Source organism: Acinetobacter legionensis, from assembly GCF_057165765.1.
The window spans coordinates 3,267,196-3,283,479 of the sequence record NZ_CM169896.1 but is presented as its reverse complement, the minus strand read 5'-3'; the positions used below and the strand labels follow the sequence as shown (position 1 = coordinate 3,283,479).

13 protein-coding genes and 1 tRNA gene are annotated in these 16,284 nt (G+C 37.9%); 7 read left to right on the top strand and 7 right to left on the bottom strand.

Annotation, left to right across the window (positions count from 1 at the left end; translation table 11 throughout):
* Nucleotides 1-17 precede the first annotated feature (17 nt).
* The 3 genes from AC2G3J_RS14875 to AC2G3J_RS14865 all read right to left on the bottom strand — a co-directional run bounded on the left by AC2G3J_RS14875 (nucleotide 18) and on the right by AC2G3J_RS14865 (nucleotide 3,709).
* Nucleotides 18-728, bottom strand: coding sequence for a hypothetical protein (locus tag AC2G3J_RS14875; protein WP_483770216.1), 711 nt, complete (start codon nucleotides 726-728; stop codon nucleotides 18-20).
* Nucleotides 729-804: 76 nt separating this feature from the next.
* Complete coding sequence (locus AC2G3J_RS14870) at nucleotides 805-1,683, bottom strand: ATP-grasp fold amidoligase family protein (protein ID WP_336952724.1); 879 nt, start codon at nucleotides 1,681-1,683, stop codon at nucleotides 805-807.
* 193 nt (nucleotides 1,684-1,876) lie between these two features.
* Nucleotides 1,877-3,709, bottom strand: coding sequence for a phosphoenolpyruvate carboxykinase (GTP) (locus tag AC2G3J_RS14865; RefSeq protein WP_483770215.1), 1,833 nt, complete (start codon nucleotides 3,707-3,709; stop codon nucleotides 1,877-1,879).
* A 407-nt stretch (nucleotides 3,710-4,116) separates the two neighbouring features.
* Here AC2G3J_RS14865 and AC2G3J_RS14860 point away from each other — a divergent pair, with 407 nt between their 5' ends.
* From AC2G3J_RS14860 to AC2G3J_RS14840, 5 genes are all read left to right on the top strand, one after another.
* Complete coding sequence (locus AC2G3J_RS14860; protein WP_336952720.1) at nucleotides 4,117-5,055, top strand: diacylglycerol/lipid kinase family protein; 939 nt, start codon at nucleotides 4,117-4,119, stop codon at nucleotides 5,053-5,055.
* Entirely contained in the window at nucleotides 5,036-5,824 is a 789-nt protein-coding gene (locus AC2G3J_RS14855) for a metallophosphoesterase family protein (protein WP_336952719.1), read from the top strand. Before AC2G3J_RS14860 ends, AC2G3J_RS14855 begins: the two co-directional genes overlap by 20 nt.
* A gap of 172 nt (nucleotides 5,825-5,996) precedes the next feature.
* A complete protein-coding gene (locus AC2G3J_RS14850) occupies nucleotides 5,997-6,287 on the top strand; it encodes a co-chaperone GroES (protein WP_004722444.1) in 291 nt (96 codons plus the stop codon).
* Between the two features lie 79 nt (nucleotides 6,288-6,366).
* On the top strand, nucleotides 6,367-8,001 hold the full coding sequence (gene groL, locus AC2G3J_RS14845; RefSeq protein WP_004819670.1) for a chaperonin GroEL: 1,635 nt from the start codon (nucleotides 6,367-6,369) through the stop codon (nucleotides 7,999-8,001).
* A gap of 155 nt (nucleotides 8,002-8,156) precedes the next feature.
* Nucleotides 8,157-8,300, top strand: coding sequence for a lipoprotein (locus AC2G3J_RS14840; protein WP_419359894.1), 144 nt, complete (start codon nucleotides 8,157-8,159; stop codon nucleotides 8,298-8,300).
* A 353-nt stretch (nucleotides 8,301-8,653) separates the two neighbouring features.
* Here the strand turns inward: AC2G3J_RS14840 and AC2G3J_RS14835 are convergent, their stop codons facing one another.
* Nucleotides 8,654-9,028, bottom strand: a complete 375-nt coding sequence (locus AC2G3J_RS14835) for a diacylglycerol kinase (RefSeq protein WP_004819673.1) — start codon at nucleotides 9,026-9,028, stop codon at nucleotides 8,654-8,656.
* Between the two features lie 139 nt (nucleotides 9,029-9,167).
* Entirely contained in the window at nucleotides 9,168-10,316 is a 1,149-nt protein-coding gene (locus AC2G3J_RS14830; RefSeq protein WP_419327628.1) for a glycerophosphodiester phosphodiesterase, read from the bottom strand.
* Between the two features lie 273 nt (nucleotides 10,317-10,589).
* Here AC2G3J_RS14830 and AC2G3J_RS14825 point away from each other — a divergent pair, with 273 nt between their 5' ends.
* Nucleotides 10,590-13,688 carry a multidrug efflux RND transporter permease subunit gene (locus tag AC2G3J_RS14825; protein ID WP_419819532.1) on the top strand — a complete coding sequence of 1,033 codons (3,099 nt, stop codon included), beginning with the start codon at nucleotides 10,590-10,592 and terminating at the stop codon, nucleotides 13,686-13,688.
* A gap of 167 nt (nucleotides 13,689-13,855) precedes the next feature.
* A complete protein-coding gene (mgtE, locus tag AC2G3J_RS14820) occupies nucleotides 13,856-15,193 on the top strand; it encodes a magnesium transporter (RefSeq protein ID WP_419819531.1) in 1,338 nt (445 codons plus the stop codon).
* A gap of 47 nt (nucleotides 15,194-15,240) precedes the next feature.
* Here the strand turns inward: mgtE and AC2G3J_RS14815 are convergent, their stop codons facing one another.
* Both AC2G3J_RS14815 and AC2G3J_RS14810 read right to left on the bottom strand, forming a co-directional pair.
* Nucleotides 15,241-15,690: a DUF2726 domain-containing protein gene (locus AC2G3J_RS14815; protein ID WP_336952711.1), complete on the bottom strand. Its 450-nt coding sequence runs from the start codon at nucleotides 15,688-15,690 to the stop codon at nucleotides 15,241-15,243.
* Nucleotides 15,691-15,752: 62 nt separating this feature from the next.
* Nucleotides 15,753-15,828, bottom strand: a tRNA-Asn gene (locus AC2G3J_RS14810).
* Nucleotides 15,829-16,284 lie beyond the last annotated feature (456 nt).

Here is a 16,284-nt window from a genome sequence, read left to right as displayed (position 1 = left end):
GCTTTGCTGAGGATGTGTTATGACCAATCAAAGGTATATAAAACGCGTCGGGTTTCAGGTTGGTAATACAATAAAATCGAATCTGCACCATGTGAACAATATTCCCAACCTGCAACAGCTGCAATAAAATAATAACGATTGCCATCGCGGTCAGAAATATGAACTTCTTGATCATCACGGTCTGCGTTGATGTAGCGTAAATCAAAATGTTGATCAATCGGATAAGTCCAGTTTCCACCGCCACATTCGCCGCCTAATTGGTCAAGCAAGGTTGTTGGAGAATTATTTTGATATTCAATGCGGGATGTTGAAATGATTTTTCCAGTTTCGGCAAAGCGCTGTTTAAGCTGCAAGTAATCTTCATGCATTTCTTTGTGATGGGTTTTTAGATCAGCCTCGCAATCAGGATTTTCTAAAGCAAAATATCTTTTGTTTGCTAACCATTCATATTGATTTTGTTGATTTAATTGCATAATGAACCATTTTTCATTGGCAAAAGTATCTGAAAATTCTGTGGTATCACTTCCAATATAGCCTTCATAAGGTTCAATAGCATTCAGCAAATGAATTTTTCCTTGCCATGCAGTATTTATTGCGGATAAATCAATTGAAATAAGCGGAAGTAAATGCTGTGCTAGAAATAGACTTGAAGGGGCGAAGACGACTTCATGGTCAGGTAACAATGTTAGATAAGGTTGAGCTGTGGTGATGTTTTTAATAGGTGTCATTACGCTTATTTTTAGATCATTGAATGATTAGATTAAATCATAAAAAAGACCGAACTCGTCGGCCTTTTTGCTCGGTTTAGTCAGTTAGCCATAAAGCGCCTAATTTTTCATCCCACTCACTTGGGGTGATGACCATACGACCTGCATTGGGGGTTAAGGTAATCTCACTGAAGAAAACATCGTCTTGAGATAATAAGAAATCAATTCGGCTATAACCATATTTAAAACAAAGATCTTCTGACAATTGAAGCATTTTATTTAATTTTTGCGGTCGTGCTAAACAGCTTGGCGTATTGTTTTTTAGATCAACGGTAAAGGGTTGCAGAATCCAAGATGTGTCATACATATTTGAATAATCTATACCTTTGCTATCTTGTACATCGACTTCGAGATATCGAGGCTGACCTTCAAAACAATGAACACGACATGTTGTAATGGTGAACTTATTGTTTTGATCAGTAAATAAATCAATATGTTGTTCGGCCAAAATTAAAGGAACAATATCTTTGTAATGCCATTCTCGTTTTCTAAAATACATATTTTGTTTAAGGTGGTGATTGAGTTTGTGCTGCGCTTTTTTGATATCAAATTGCGCTTTATCGTTACAGACAATCGCACTGCCACTGTCATGATTGCATTTTAAAACAAACTTGTTGGGAAGTTGATTAAAGTCAATTTCCTCAAAGCATTTATATACGCCAATCAGTGGAACGAAATGGGAACAACAAATTTTATCTGAAATGATTTCTCGTACTGCAAATTTATCCGCTAATTTTGTATGTAAGGGTACTCTTTCATAGATCATTCTGGCGGTGACTTTTTCATTGAAACTTTTAGGCTGATCAAAGTTCGGGGTATAACCCAATTTAGCAATAAATCTTTTGGTGAGATAGCGTCTATCTGAGACAAATTTGGCTCTAATCACTTTTGCCGAATAAATAATATTTTCAATCATGATTAAAAAAAATCAATAAAATAATGAATGTTTGAATTATAGAGAAAATATGAATTTTGTATATGGAAATAGTAATCATTTATATTTTTATTACATAATTGTAATGAATATCTAAACAATAAAGTGAAAAGAATCACTTTAATAACAAAAAGACCGCTATATGGCGGTCTTTTTGTATCAATTAATCAGAGGACTAAGCAGATTTCTTAACAGCTTCTAAAAGCTCATTTTGACGAGTTTTAAGTGCAGCTGGTAAACGTTCACCAAGTTTATCAAATAACTCAGTGTGGCTTTCAATTTCTTTGATCCACTGATCTTTGTCTTGAGAAGTCACAAGATTAAATTGGTCTTTAGTGAAGTCAGAACCTGTCCAGTTCAATTGCTCATAGGTTGGAACAAAACCAATTGGTGTTTCTACTGCTTCAGCACGACCTTCACAACGGTCAATGATCCACTCAAGCACACGCATGTTTTGACCAAAACCAGGCCAAACAAAGTTACCTTCAGCATCACGACGGAACCAGTTTACGTTATAAATACCTGGAAGTTTATTGCCCGCAGCTTTTGCTTTAGCACCAACTTCTTCGCCCATTTCTAACCAATGAGAGAAATAGTCAGCCATGTTGTAGCCAGCAAATGGAAGCATGGCAAATGGGTCACGGCGTACAACACCTTGTTGACCTACTGCAGCTGCAGTTGTTTCAGAACCCATTGTTGCTGCTTTATAAACACCATCAACCCAGTCAAAAGCTTCTGAGATTAAAGGTACTGTATCTGCGCGACGACCACCGAAGATGAATGCAGAAATTGGTACGCCAGCTGGATTTTCCCAGTCAGCATCAATAGAAGGGCATTGACCCGCTGCAACTGTGAAGCGAGCATTTGGATGCGCTGCTTTTTCACCAGCAACATGTGGTTGGCCTTTCCAGTTGGTTAAATTAGCAGGCGCTTCTTTCGTTAGACCTTCCCACCATACGTCACCGTCATTTGTTACAGCAACGTTTGTATAGATGACATCTTTGTGAAGTGTCGCCATGCAGTTTGGATTTGTTTTGATGTTTGTACCAGGTGCTACACCAAAGAAACCAGCTTCAGGGTTGATTGCATATAAGCGACCATCTTCACCTGGCTTGATCCAAGCAATATCGTCACCTACAGTTTCAATTTTCCAACCTTCATAACCCGCTGGTGGAATCAACATCGCGAAGTTGGTTTTACCACATGCAGATGGGAATGCCGCTGCAATGTAATGTTTCTCACCTTGTGGATTGGTCACACCAAGGATCAACATGTGTTCAGCTAACCAGCCTTGTTGACGACCCATAGATGAAGCAATACGTAAAGCAAGGCATTTTTTACCCAATAATGCGTTACCGCCGTATCCTGAACCGTAAGACCAGATCTCACGAGTTTCTGGATAATGCACGATATATTTTTCAGGGTTACAAGGCCATGCAACATCTTTTTGACCTTCAGCCAACGGAGCGCCAACAGTATGTACGCAAGGAACATAATCGCCATCTGTACCCAGTACATCATAAACAGCTTTACCCATACGAGCCATTTTACGCATACTTACAGCAACATAAGGAGAATCTGTAATTTCGATACCGATGTGAGCAATGTGAGAACCTAATGGCCCCATAGAGAATGGAACCACGTACATTGTACGTCCTTGCATTGCACCATCAAACAAACTGTTAAGGCGAGTACGCATCTCAGCAGGAGCTTCCCAGTTGTTTGTCGCACCAGCATCTTCTTGTTTTTCAGAGCAGATGTATGTACGACCTTCAACACGCGCTACGTCAGACGGATCAGAATTCGCTAAATAAGAACCAGGATGTTTTTCTTGGTTCAACGCTTGCATAGTGCCGTTAGCGATCATCAAGTCGATGTAACGTTGATTCTCTTCTTCGCTTCCGTCACACCATTCAATTTTTGCAGGTTTAGTTAATTTAGCAATTTCTTCAACCCATGCAATGAGCTTGGGATGACGAACGAATTCTGGTGCGTTCACTTGGGTCATGGTGAGGCCTATCTAAAATATGTACAATTTTGTGTACAAATAATAATCTGAATGAAGGGATACTACATTCAAATTTAAGTATGAAAAAAAGTGGTGGTATTAAAACATATATTCATAAAAAAAATAAGACTAAAGGCTTAAAAGATACCAATGCTTGAGTTTTTACTAAGTGTTTGATTTTTATTGTCTAACATTGATTATTGTTTGATTTTTATTAGTATTTTAAAACGGAATGTAGGGTATTTTAATTGTAAATAATAATAGTTTACAATAAGTTGAAATTATAAGATTTACTAAATTAATTATTGATTTAATAAATGGACATAATTCGAATTTTACATAAAGGTGCTTTTATTTGTTTAGAAAATCGACGAAATTAGTGCAAATACTTCAAAATAATCAAGCTTATGGACACAGAACTCAAGCCTCTTTCAATGATTTACAATGAAAAGTCAGGTTTTCATGCCAATCAGAAAGATGATATTTATGAAAAACTCATGACCATCTGGACTTCACATGGTTTTGAAATTCAAGTTTTTGATATCAGTTCAGAGCCTGATATAAAAACCCTGATGCAAAAAATCATTCAACGTCATGCACAGTACTCAGATTGCGGTGTCATTGTCGCTGCAGGTGGTGATGGTACGTTGAATGCAGTCGCCTCGCAAATGTTAAATCAAAAAATTCCTATGGGAATACTACCTTTGGGTACTTTTAATTATGTGGCGCGTGTTCTACATATTCCCCTGAATATTTTGGAGGCAGCAAATGTGATCGCCACAGGGGAGCCGCGTGCATCACATGTGGCCTGTATCAACGATCAAATTTATCTAAATAATGCCAGTTTAGGTTTATATCCTTTATTTATTAAAAAACGTGAAGAATATAATCGTAAGTTTGGACGCTTTCCTTTAAATGCTTACACCTCTGGTTTGGATGTACTGATCCGTGACCGTAAAGAACTCAAATTAGAGATCGAAGTAGATGGACAAAAGTATCCTGTAAAAACACCACTGATTTTTTTTGGTAATAATCAACTGCAATTAAAAGAATTGAATTTAAAAATTTCAAAATGTGCAGAGGTGGGTGAGATTGCCGGTGTGGTGATCGCCAAAGGAGATAAAGCCACTTTATTTAAAACCTTGTTTCAAACCATTCGTGGAAAATTGGAAAACGCTTCCGATGTGTATAGTTTTGGTGCACAAAAAGTCATTGTTTATTCAAAAAAGCCTAAACTGACCGTTGCTGTCGATGGAGAAATTGTTTCAATGACGACCCCATTAACCTTACACGTAGAAAAAAATGCTTTAAAAATTATGGTGCCGCATGTTATTGCATCTGTCTGATCTACATTTTGGTACTGAGCGTCCAGAGTGTATACGAGCGATTCAAAAGTTTTGTGCTGTGCATAAACCAGAAGTGGTTGTGGTGAGCGGTGATTTAACTCAACGTGCTAAATTTAAAGAGTTCTATGCATGTAAACAGTTTTTAGAATCGCTAAAAATCCCTTATTTTGTGGTGCCTGGCAATCATGATATTCCTTTATATCATGTCTGGAATCGTGCCTTTAGACCATTTGGCTTATATCAACTGTTCTTTGGTAGTTTAGAACGCACTTTATTTACAGAGCATTTTTATTTAATTGGCATGAACAGTATTCGTCGGCGTTATCATACACGCGGGCATATCTCATTTGAGCAAATTCAAAATGTAAATCAGTTGTTGGTCAATGCACCGAAAAATAAATTAAAAATAATTGTTAGTCACCAACCTTTTTATACTTCAAATGAAGATCATCACTTAAAAGATTGTCCTGCTTTAGGGCAGTTTGCCATTAAAGAATGGGGACAACATCAACTGTATGCTTTATTACATGGTCATTTACATTTAGTTGCGGTCTATGATTTGAATCAAGCCTTTGCGCTAAATTTAAAGCAACCGGTTTATGAAGTTCATGCGGGTACAGCAGTTTCTCGACGCTTACATAAAAATATGCCAAACAGTTTTAATGTGATTCATCAAAATGGTGAGTTTGAGCATTATTTTTTTGATGAGCAATTACAAGATTTTATTGCGAAAAATGAGCTGAAAAATTCTGAATCAGAGCTGATTTGATACAAAAGAAGAAAAAACGTACAAATTAAATAAATTTTTTTTCATTTTCCCCTTGAAGCGTTTATTTCCATCCCCACAAATGTGACATACAAATATTTTGTCGATGACCTAGGAATAAGAAGTCATCTTCGCTGAGTAATCAATGACATTTAAAATGTCTATGGAGTTAGAAATGAGCAAGATTCGTCCTTTACATGACAACGTTGTTATTCGCCGTGTTGAAAAAGAAACTAAAACAGCAGGTGGTTTAATTTTAAGTACTTCAGCAGCTGAACAACCTGCTCAAGGTGAAATCCTTGCTGTAGGTAATGGCAAAATCACTGATAATGGCGTACGCGCTTTAGACGTGAAAGTGGGCGATAACGTATTATTTGGTGCTTACGCAGGTACTAAAGTTAAAGTTGATGGTGAAGAACTTCTTGTGATGAAAGAGTCTGATATTTTAGCGGTATTGGAAGGTTAATCTTCTGCCGTTCAAATGAGTTTTCATCCAAAACATATTGGTCAAAATTTAAAATTTATAAAGATATCTGGAGTTTAGTATGTCAGCTAAAGACGTAAAATTTGGTGATTCAGCGCGTTCAAAAATGATCGCCGGTGTAAACGTACTTGCAGATGCAGTAAAAGTAACTTTAGGTCCTAAAGGGCGTAACGTTGTTATTGATCGTTCTTTCGGTGCACCACACATCACTAAAGATGGTGTAACTGTTGCTAAAGAAATTTCTTTAAAAGATAAATTCGAAAATATGGGCGCGCAATTGGTTCGTGAAGTTTCTTCAAAAACCAATGATATCGCAGGTGATGGTACAACAACTGCAACTGTACTTGCTCAAGCGATCTTAAATGAAGGGATCAAATCTGTAACTGCGGGTATGAACCCAATGGATTTGAAACGTGGTATCGACCTTGCGGTTAGAGCTGTTGTTGAAAATATCAAAGCAACTGCTAAACCAGCTTCTGATACCAAAGCAATTGAACAAGTCGGTTCGATTTCGGCAAACTCTGATGAAACTGTAGGTAAGTTGATTGCGCAAGCAATGGAACGCGTTGGTAAAGAAGGCGTGATTACTGTTGAAGAAGGTTCAGGCTTTGAAGATGCGCTTGATGTTGTAGAAGGTATGCAGTTTGACCGTGGTTATATCAGCCCGTACTTTGCAAACAAACAAGATACTTTGACTGCTGAACTTGAAAATCCATTCATTCTTCTTGTTGATAAGAAAATTGGTAATATCCGTGAATTGATTACAGTTTTAGAAGCTGTTGCAAAAACAGGTAAACCATTACTCATCATCGCTGAAGATGTTGAGGGTGAAGCACTTGCAACACTGGTTGTAAACAACATGCGCGGTATCATCAAAGTATGTGCGGTTAAAGCGCCTGGTTTTGGTGATCGTCGTAAAGCAATGCTTCAAGATATCGCGATCTTGACAGGTGCTACTGTGATTTCTGAAGAAGTGGGTATGTCTTTAGAACAAGCAACGCTTCAAGATTTAGGTACTGCACATAAAATCACGATTTCTAAAGAAAATACTGTGATTGTTGATGGTGCTGGTGATGCAAATCAAATTGCTGAACGTGTAACTCAAATTCGTGCTCAAATCGAAGAATCAACATCTGAATACGATAAAGAAAAACTTCAAGAGCGCGTAGCTAAACTCGCTGGCGGTGTTGCTGTAATCAAAATTGGTGCTGCAACTGAAGTTGAAATGAAAGAGAAGAAAGACCGTGTAGATGATGCGCTTCATGCAACGCGTGCTGCGGTTGAAGAAGGTGTTGTTGCAGGTGGTGGTGTTGCGTTGGTACGTGCAGCTAAAGTACTTGACGGTCTTGTTGGTGCAAATGATGACCAAACTGTAGGTGTGAACATCCTTCGTCGTGCGATTGAAGCGCCACTTCGTCAAATCGTGTCTAACGCTGGCGATGAGCCATCTGTTGTGATCAATGCAGTGAAAAGCGGTGAAGGTAACTTTGGTTACAACGCTGCAACTTCACAATATGGTGATATGTTAGAAATGGGTATCCTTGACCCTGCTAAAGTAACGCGTTCTGCACTTGAGCACGCTGCATCTGTTGCTGGTTTGATGTTAACAACTGAATGTATGATTACTGATATCCCAGAAGACAAACCTGCTATGCCTGATATGGGTGGCATGGGTGGTATGGGCGGTATGATGTAATATCGTTTCAATCTCAGATCATAAAAAATCCCCGCTTTTATGCGGGGATTTTTTATGCAAGTTACTTTATTCTTGTTTTTTGTAGATTTATTATTATCCTTTTCTACTATTCGGTAAATATAAATACAATACGAAAATTGTGAGGGGGGAGTAAAATGAAAAGATTAATTTTCATTATTGTAATTAGCCTGGTGTTAACTGGATGTTTAAGTATGATGGGGCAACGACTTGAAACTAGAAATGATTTAATGCAGTCTTCGGTAGGCGAGACAGAAGAAAAAATGGGGACCACCATCTAGAAGTTATACAGTTCCGAGCGGCGCTAAAATTATTTCTTATAATGATGATAGGGGTTCTTGTGTTGAAAAATTTATGCTAGAACGCGGTAAAGTGACCAAATGGGGATTTACCAATTGTTCAATGAATCTCAATCGGCCTGATAAAATAGACAAGAAAACACCAATTCCAAAACCTTCACTTTAATGAATTATTTATAGAAATAATTTTAAGAGATAAGGAATTTCGTCAAGTTAAAAATATCACAGTACTTTGACTTGATTAACACAGCAAAGAGAAATTAGGCTTTTATAAATTGACATTTTACGCTCGGTGGAATGTTAATGTTCTCTCTAACTGATTTAAAAACAATAATTTATCTAAAAAGAATAATCACCCAAGTAAAGAAAATAATTGCTTGAGCTACAAACTGCGCAGCACTTCCCATATCTTTGGCATTTTTAGACAGTGGATGGCGTTCTAAAGAAACTCGATCAACGACAGCTTCTAATGCTGAATTAAACAGTTCTACAATGATTGCCAATAAGCACACAGCAATCATCACTGCTTGTTCAACAGAAGAGACATCAACGAAGAATGTAATCGGAATTAAAACAATATTAATCCAAACAATCTGACGGAAAGCAGCTTCATTTTGATATGCAGCTTTAAATCCTGCTAAAGAATAGCCAGTTGCATTGAGAATGCGTTTGAAACCCGTCGTACCCTTAAATGGAGAATAATCACTCATACATCAAAGCAGCTAAATTTTTAAAAAGTGTATTATTTTAAACTTAAATGGGGATTAATTTTAAACAAAAAGCACTAAGTTTAGAAAAAATTAAGCAAACATTTGAATCGTTTGCTTAATTTTTTGAATAAATCAGATGTTACTTTGCATTTGGATTGGTTTTTAAGTACGCATCCAAAGCTTTACGACCCAGCGCAGGATCATCGGTAAATACACCGTCCACACCAGCTTTAAAATACATCTCATATTCTTTATTCGCGCCAGCTTCACAACGCTTGGCTGCATCTGCTTCACCAGTACTACATTTTAAATTGTTGGCAAGGAAATTATTTTCAGGACGGAAAGTATATGGATGGACTTTTAAGTTCACAGCATGAGCATCTGTAACAAAAGAAGAAGGTGCAGTATAGCTATCATTAAAAATATACGGTTTCCATGGACCAACACCATCAGCATATTTGGCAACTTCTTTTAAACCTTGTGCTGTGGCCATATCACCATAGGTGGTTTTAATCCCTTGTACGACATAATCTGCTGGACTGATTTTCTTATCATCATAAAGCTGAATAATTTTGGCATGCTTTAAGCTTTTATGGGCTGTCAATTGGTCTTTAAAGTACTTTAAATTATTTACTTCAAATGACTGTAGATAAATCGGTGCAATTTCACGGCTATATTGGTACTTTGCCAAAGTTTTAAGCAATGGATCTTCCATGGCTAAATTTAGTTTTTGAAAATATGTTGGGTGCTTGGTTTCAATATAGAGCCCAACCACCTTACCAGTTATTTTATAATTCTTTTCAGCCAGTTCAATGATCTGCTCAAGGGTGGGAATATTAAATTGGTCATTGTATTGGGTATTGTTCGGGCGTAACGCTGGGATACGCTCACGTGCTTTAAGTTGATTCAATTCATTTAAAGTAAAGTCTTCAGTAAACCATCCCGTTAACGATGTCCCATCGATGATTTTTGTTTTCTTACGATCTGCAAATTGGCTGAATGTACTGACATTGGTTGTACCGCCAATTTCATTTTCATGACGTGCAACCAAAACCCCATCTTTAGTCGATACTAAATCTGGTTCAATAAAATCAGCACCATCATCAATGGCTTTTTGATAACTTTCAAGGGTATGTTCAGGACGTAAAGCACTGGCTCCTCGGTGACCAACGATAATAATTTTTGGTTCCTTGTATTCGGGCGTGACGTTATCTATATTTTTATCGTCATCATTACAAGCAGTTAATAAGGCCATGATACTTACCAATAACCCAGTATTTTTAATCATATTTCTCTCAAATTCTTATAAGTAAACTGAGCGTAGTGTATGTGGTTAAATTGACACTGTGATGACATCAAGATACAAGATGATGAAATCTTTTTTGTAGATTTATGATCCGAAGAAATGAATTCTTCACAGTTTCTTCATATTTAAACTTATCATTCGCTTTTCTGTTATTTTTCCTTGAGTTTTTAGTTCAAGTCACAGAATATCCATATAAAGCAGATTTAATTGTTCGAACAGCTTTAACCTCAATCCTTTGACACAGAACCTACTCTGATGCTCTCTAAATTTTTTATTCAACGTCCTATTTTTGCCTGTGTACTCGCAATTATTGTTATGGCTTTAGGCGTATTTTCAGTCTTAAATTTACCTATAGAGCGATACCCTGATATTGCTCCACCACGAATTACTGTTTCGACAACATATACAGGCGCAGATGCTGAAACGGTTGAAGAGAGTGTTACACAGGTTTTAGAACAACAAATTAAAGGGATCGACCATCTACTGTACTTTAGTTCGAGTAGTGACTCATCAGGTCGTGCTAGAATTAGTATCAGTTTTGAAAATGGAACTGACCCAGATACCGCACAAGTACAAGTACAAAATAGCATTAATGGCGTACTTAACCGTTTACCTGACGATGTACAGCGTCAAGGTGTAACGGTAAATAAATCACTTGGCGATACATTTATGGTGGTGGGTTTATATGATGAAACGGGTAAAAGTAACAATATCGAGTTAGGTGACTATTTATCTGATCATATAGAACAAGAATTATCACGGATTGAAGGGATTGGTGAAGTTGATGTATTTGGCTCACAATATGCCATGCGAATTTGGCTCAATCCGAATTTGCTTCGACAATATCAATTGATGCCCAGTGATATTCGGACAGCAATTGAGGCACAGAATACACAGGTTGCCGCTGGTGGTGTAGGCGATTTACCAGTAACTGCTGACCAATATTTAAATGCAAAAGTCACTGCTGGTTCACGTTTAAGAACTGTGGACGAATTTAAGAATATTATAGTCAAATCCAATACCGATGGAGGCTATATCTATTTAAAAGATGTGGCGCGTATTGAATTGGGCGCAGAAAACTACCAATCTTTTAATACCATCAATGGTTATCCTTCATCAGGTATGGGGATTTCTTTATCCTCAGGTGCAAATGCACTAGCAACATCGGCATTAATCAAAGCCGAGTTGGCAAAGATTTCTGAAAAACTACCACAAGGTTATAAGATTGTTTATCCACGTGATAATACGCCGTTTGTGCAAGAATCCATTAAAGAGGTGGTAAAAACATTATTAGAAGCCATCGTATTGGTGGTTCTGGTCATGTTTATTTTCCTACAAAGCTGGCGTGCAACGTTGGTTCCTACTATTACTGTTCCGATTGTAATTTTAGGTACTTTTGCGGTACTCAATGTGCTCGGTATGAGTATTAACACATTGACTTTATTTGCCTTAGTGTTGGCAATTGGTCTGTTGGTCGATGATGCGATTGTTGTGGTGGAAAATGTCGAGCGTTTGATGCATGAGCAGGGTCTAACTGCAAAACAGGCATCTATCGAGTCTATGCAGGAAATGACAGGGGCTTTGATTGGAATTACAGTGGTCTTGACGGCTGTATTTATCCCGATGGCATTCTTTACGGGTTCAACAGGTGTGATTTATCGTCAATTCTCCATTACCTTAGTGGCGGCAATGGCCTTGTCACTGTTGGTTGCATTGATATTAACCCCTGCACTGTGTGCCATTATTTTAAAACCGAACCCCAAACCCATGCGTTGGGCCACTTGGTTTAATCGCAAACTTGAAAATCTAAGACAACGTTATATTCGACTGATTCAAAAGACCTTAAATTTGAAATGGGTGGTTTTGACGATTTTTGTGGCTTTGATTGCTGTGTTTACACTGATTTATCGGACTTTACCTACTAGTTTTATTCCAAGTGAAGATCAGGGTATGTTGAGTGTACAGTTCCGTTTAGCCGATGGTGCACCGATGTCAAGTAGTCAGGTGGTTGGAGAAAATATTCGAAGATATTTCCTTGAAAATGAAAAACAAAATGTAGATATTGTATTGATTCGTTATGGGCGTAATTTTTCAGGTACAGGACAAAATTTAGGAACAGGCTTTGTAGCCTTAAAGCATTGGGATGATCGGTCAGGTACACAAAATTCTGCGCAAGCAATTCGTGAACGTGCAACAAAATATTTTAGTCAAGATCGCAATGCTCGGATTACAGTGAGTTTGCCTGCTTCTGTAAATGGTTTGGGAGATAGTGATAGCTTAGAATTCTGGATTCAGGATATTAATGGTCAAGGTCGAAAATATTTAGACCAACAATTCAATACATTGCAGGCGCAAGCCAAACAGTTCCGATCCTTTGAGAATCTGGATAAAAAGTCCAATCCCGATAAATCTAAGTTAAAAGTTGATGTTAATCAAAAATTGGCATTGGCAAATGGACTGAGTCAAACCGCGATTAACAACACCTTGTCAGCAGCATGGGGTGGTTCTTATGTAAATGACTTTATTGATCGTGGGCGAATTAAACGAGTAATGATGCAAGGCGATGCAGAATTTCGTTCCAAGCCAGAAGACCTACAGGTATGGACGGTGCGTAATGCACAGAACCAGATGGTGCCATTTAGCAATTTCGCAACAACGCGCTGGGAAGGTGGGCCAGATGTAGTGAATCGTTTCCAAGGTTATACCGCCTTGCAAATGGAAGCCAATGCTGCGGCGCATACTAGTTCAGGTCAAGCCATGAAAGATATTCAGACCTTGATTAGTCAACAAGAGGGAATAGATGTTGCGTGGAGTGGCTTGTCATTTGAAGAACAAAAATCCAGTAGCCAAGCATGGTTACTCTATTTGATTTCAATCGGCTTTATTTTTCTTTGTCTAGCAGCTTTATATGAAAGTTGGTCGATTCCAACTGCTGTGATTGCGGCAATTCCTTTGGGGATTGGAGGCAATATTATTTTCAGTAAATTGATAGGTTTTCCAAACGACATTTATTTTCAAATTGCATTGTTGACCACGATTGGTTTGTCTTGTAAAAATGCGATTTTGATTGTTGAGTTTGCTGCTCTGTCTCAGGAAAAAGGTAAAACAGCTATTGCAGCTGCATTAGAAGGTGCAGGGCTGCGGTTACGTCCAATTCTAATGACATCATTAGCCTTTGGTGCGGGGATTATTCCATTGGTTGTTGCATTTGGTGCAGGTGCTGCCAGCCGTCAAGAAATTGGTGTAAGTGTGTTAGGTGGGGTGATCTTTGGAACAGTTTTGGTTTTACTGTTTATCCCATTTATGTATGTGTTGGTTCGCTCAATTTTTAAATCAAAAGCACCCTCTGAGTAATGGTGTCGATTGATGGCCTTAGCTTGATCAATGTTCTTAGATGAGGATTGATCAAGCTTAAAATCATACAGAACCGTTAAAACATGTTTCACAACAAAAAACATCTTTATTTTCGTGGGATTGCAGTCCAACATGTGGCAAAAGTTTGATGGAATTTGGATCATCCTATGCAATTTTCTTTGGCACTCGTTTCAGAAATAGAAAAAGCCATTCAAAACCATCAATTTGATATCATCGAAAAACAATTTGAACAAATCAATGACGCTGATATCGCAAAAATTTTGGCAGACTTATCTTTAAATGAACAGCTGACATTGGTGGAGTATTTGCCCAATGCTGCGTACATTCTTGAGTTTTTATCACTCGAACAACAACTTAAAATTTCTGAGCATTTACCAAAACAAATACTGGTCAATATCATTTCTGAGATGCACTCGGACGATCGTACAGATTTATTTAAGTATTTGCCTTATGCATTACAGCAAGCTGTTTATGCTGATTTAAGCACTGAAATACAACTGCAGATCCAACATTTAGCCAGATATCCAGAAGAGTCTGCTGGTGCAATCATGAGTTCAGATTATGTGACATTGTCACCTGATTTGAACATGATGCAAGCCATCAAGCAGATCAGAGCAATTGCTACAAATCGTGAAACAGTCTATTTGATTTATGTGATCAATCCTCAAGGTACGTTACTTGGGGTTGTGTCCTTACGTGAAATTATTCTTGCTGAGCCTGAACAAACCATTGCTGAAGTTATGAGTACGGATTTGATTGTAGGGGATGTTAATGAAGACCAAGAAAGTATTGCAGAGAAGTTGCATTATTATGACTTTATTGCGCTGCCTATCGTTGATGAGCAACAGCGTCTCTTAGGTATTGTCACTTATGATGATGCGATGGATGTTGTCACCGAAGAAGCCACTGAAGATTTTTTAAAATCCAGTGCAGTCTCATCTTCTCCTAAAATGAGTATTAAGACAGCGCCGATTCATTACCTATATAAGAAACGGGTATTTTGGTTGGTGATTTTAGTTTTTGGCAGCTTATTGTCTGGATTTGGGATTGCCCATTTTGAAGATATTATTGCAAAAAATATTGTGCTGGTATTCTTTTTGCCGCTTTTGGTCGGGAGTGGTGGGAATGCCGGTTCACAGTCGGCCACGTTAATGGTGCGGGCATTGGCAACGGGTGATGTACATTTAAAAGATTGGATGTACCTGATTGGGCGTGAAAGCTTGGTCGGTTTATGCTTGGGCGGAACAATGGCAATTGCTGTGTCCATTCTTGGCTACTTTAGAGGGGATGCAATGGTCGCCTTGGTTTTAGCTTTAAGTATGATGGGTATAGTATTGATGGGCTGCTTAATAGGGATGAGTCTGCCATTTATATTAAATCGTTTAAAGCTGGATCCAGCAAGTGCTTCGGCACCTTTAGTCACTTCGATTTGTGATGCAACAGGTGTTATCGTTTACTTATGTATTGCATCGATTATTTTATAAGACATGGCTGAAGGGTATAAGCTTTAAAAATGCTTGGCTGATCATGTTTAATTAGCAATATCTTTTCTTAAATCACGACAACTGGGAATATCTGTATAGCGATATACCTGATAACCTGCTTGCTCTAACATCTCGTCACGTTGTGCATCGATATGCTCTTTGCCAAGGTGACTGGGATCATCGAGTTCAATAATAGCAATTACTTCAAGCTGTTTATCGAGTAAAACAAAATCGGTCACTTTACGATTGAATTTGGAACGCAATTTAAATTGATTGCAATCAATTAATGCGCTAAACGCGACTTGCGCAAGTACATGATGTTGTGGAAAGGCTTCATTTAAACGGAAAAACATTTTCTGTTCAAAAGGGGTGATCACACGTTTTGCATAATAATGTTTATTTCGAAATAAATACTGACCAAAGCAGGCAAGCAATAAAGCAATGGTTGCGATACTGCCAATCAATAAAAATAAAATTTGATGTAAATCGAGAGACATAAGCGATCGGTATCATATAGACAAGAAAAAACCCACTCAATCATGAGTGGGTTTTTAAAATCTGGCTCTCCAACCTGGGCTCGAACCAGGGACCTGCGGATTAACAGTCCGTCGCTCTACCGACTGAGCTATTGGAGAATCTGGAACGCATTTTAGGGATGAAATGGGAATGGGTCAAGGAAAAATTGTTAAATCCATCATAAAAAAGCATTATTTGCTAAATATTTGATCATTCTGAATAAAAGTAAATCTGAATAAAAATTAAAGTTGTTTTAAGCGTTCTGAAATTGAGAGTGAAATCAATTATAGTCAACCTGTCAAAAAAACTCAGACTCAAGAATATAATTTCTATTAATATTTTTAATTAAATCAATTTTATGGAAAAAATAAATTGTTAATTATAAAAAGCTTGCAACACCACATCTTACATTCAAAGTTTAAATTCCTTTGCGTAGGCGATGCCAAACCTTGCGCTGCTAACAAAGCAGTGCTTTGTTTTTGCTCATGGGCGAGGGGGACGTCCTGTACCTCCGCCCAACGGCGACATCCCTGTCGCCCCGCGGTAGGATAACCATCTAGGATTCAAAAGTACAA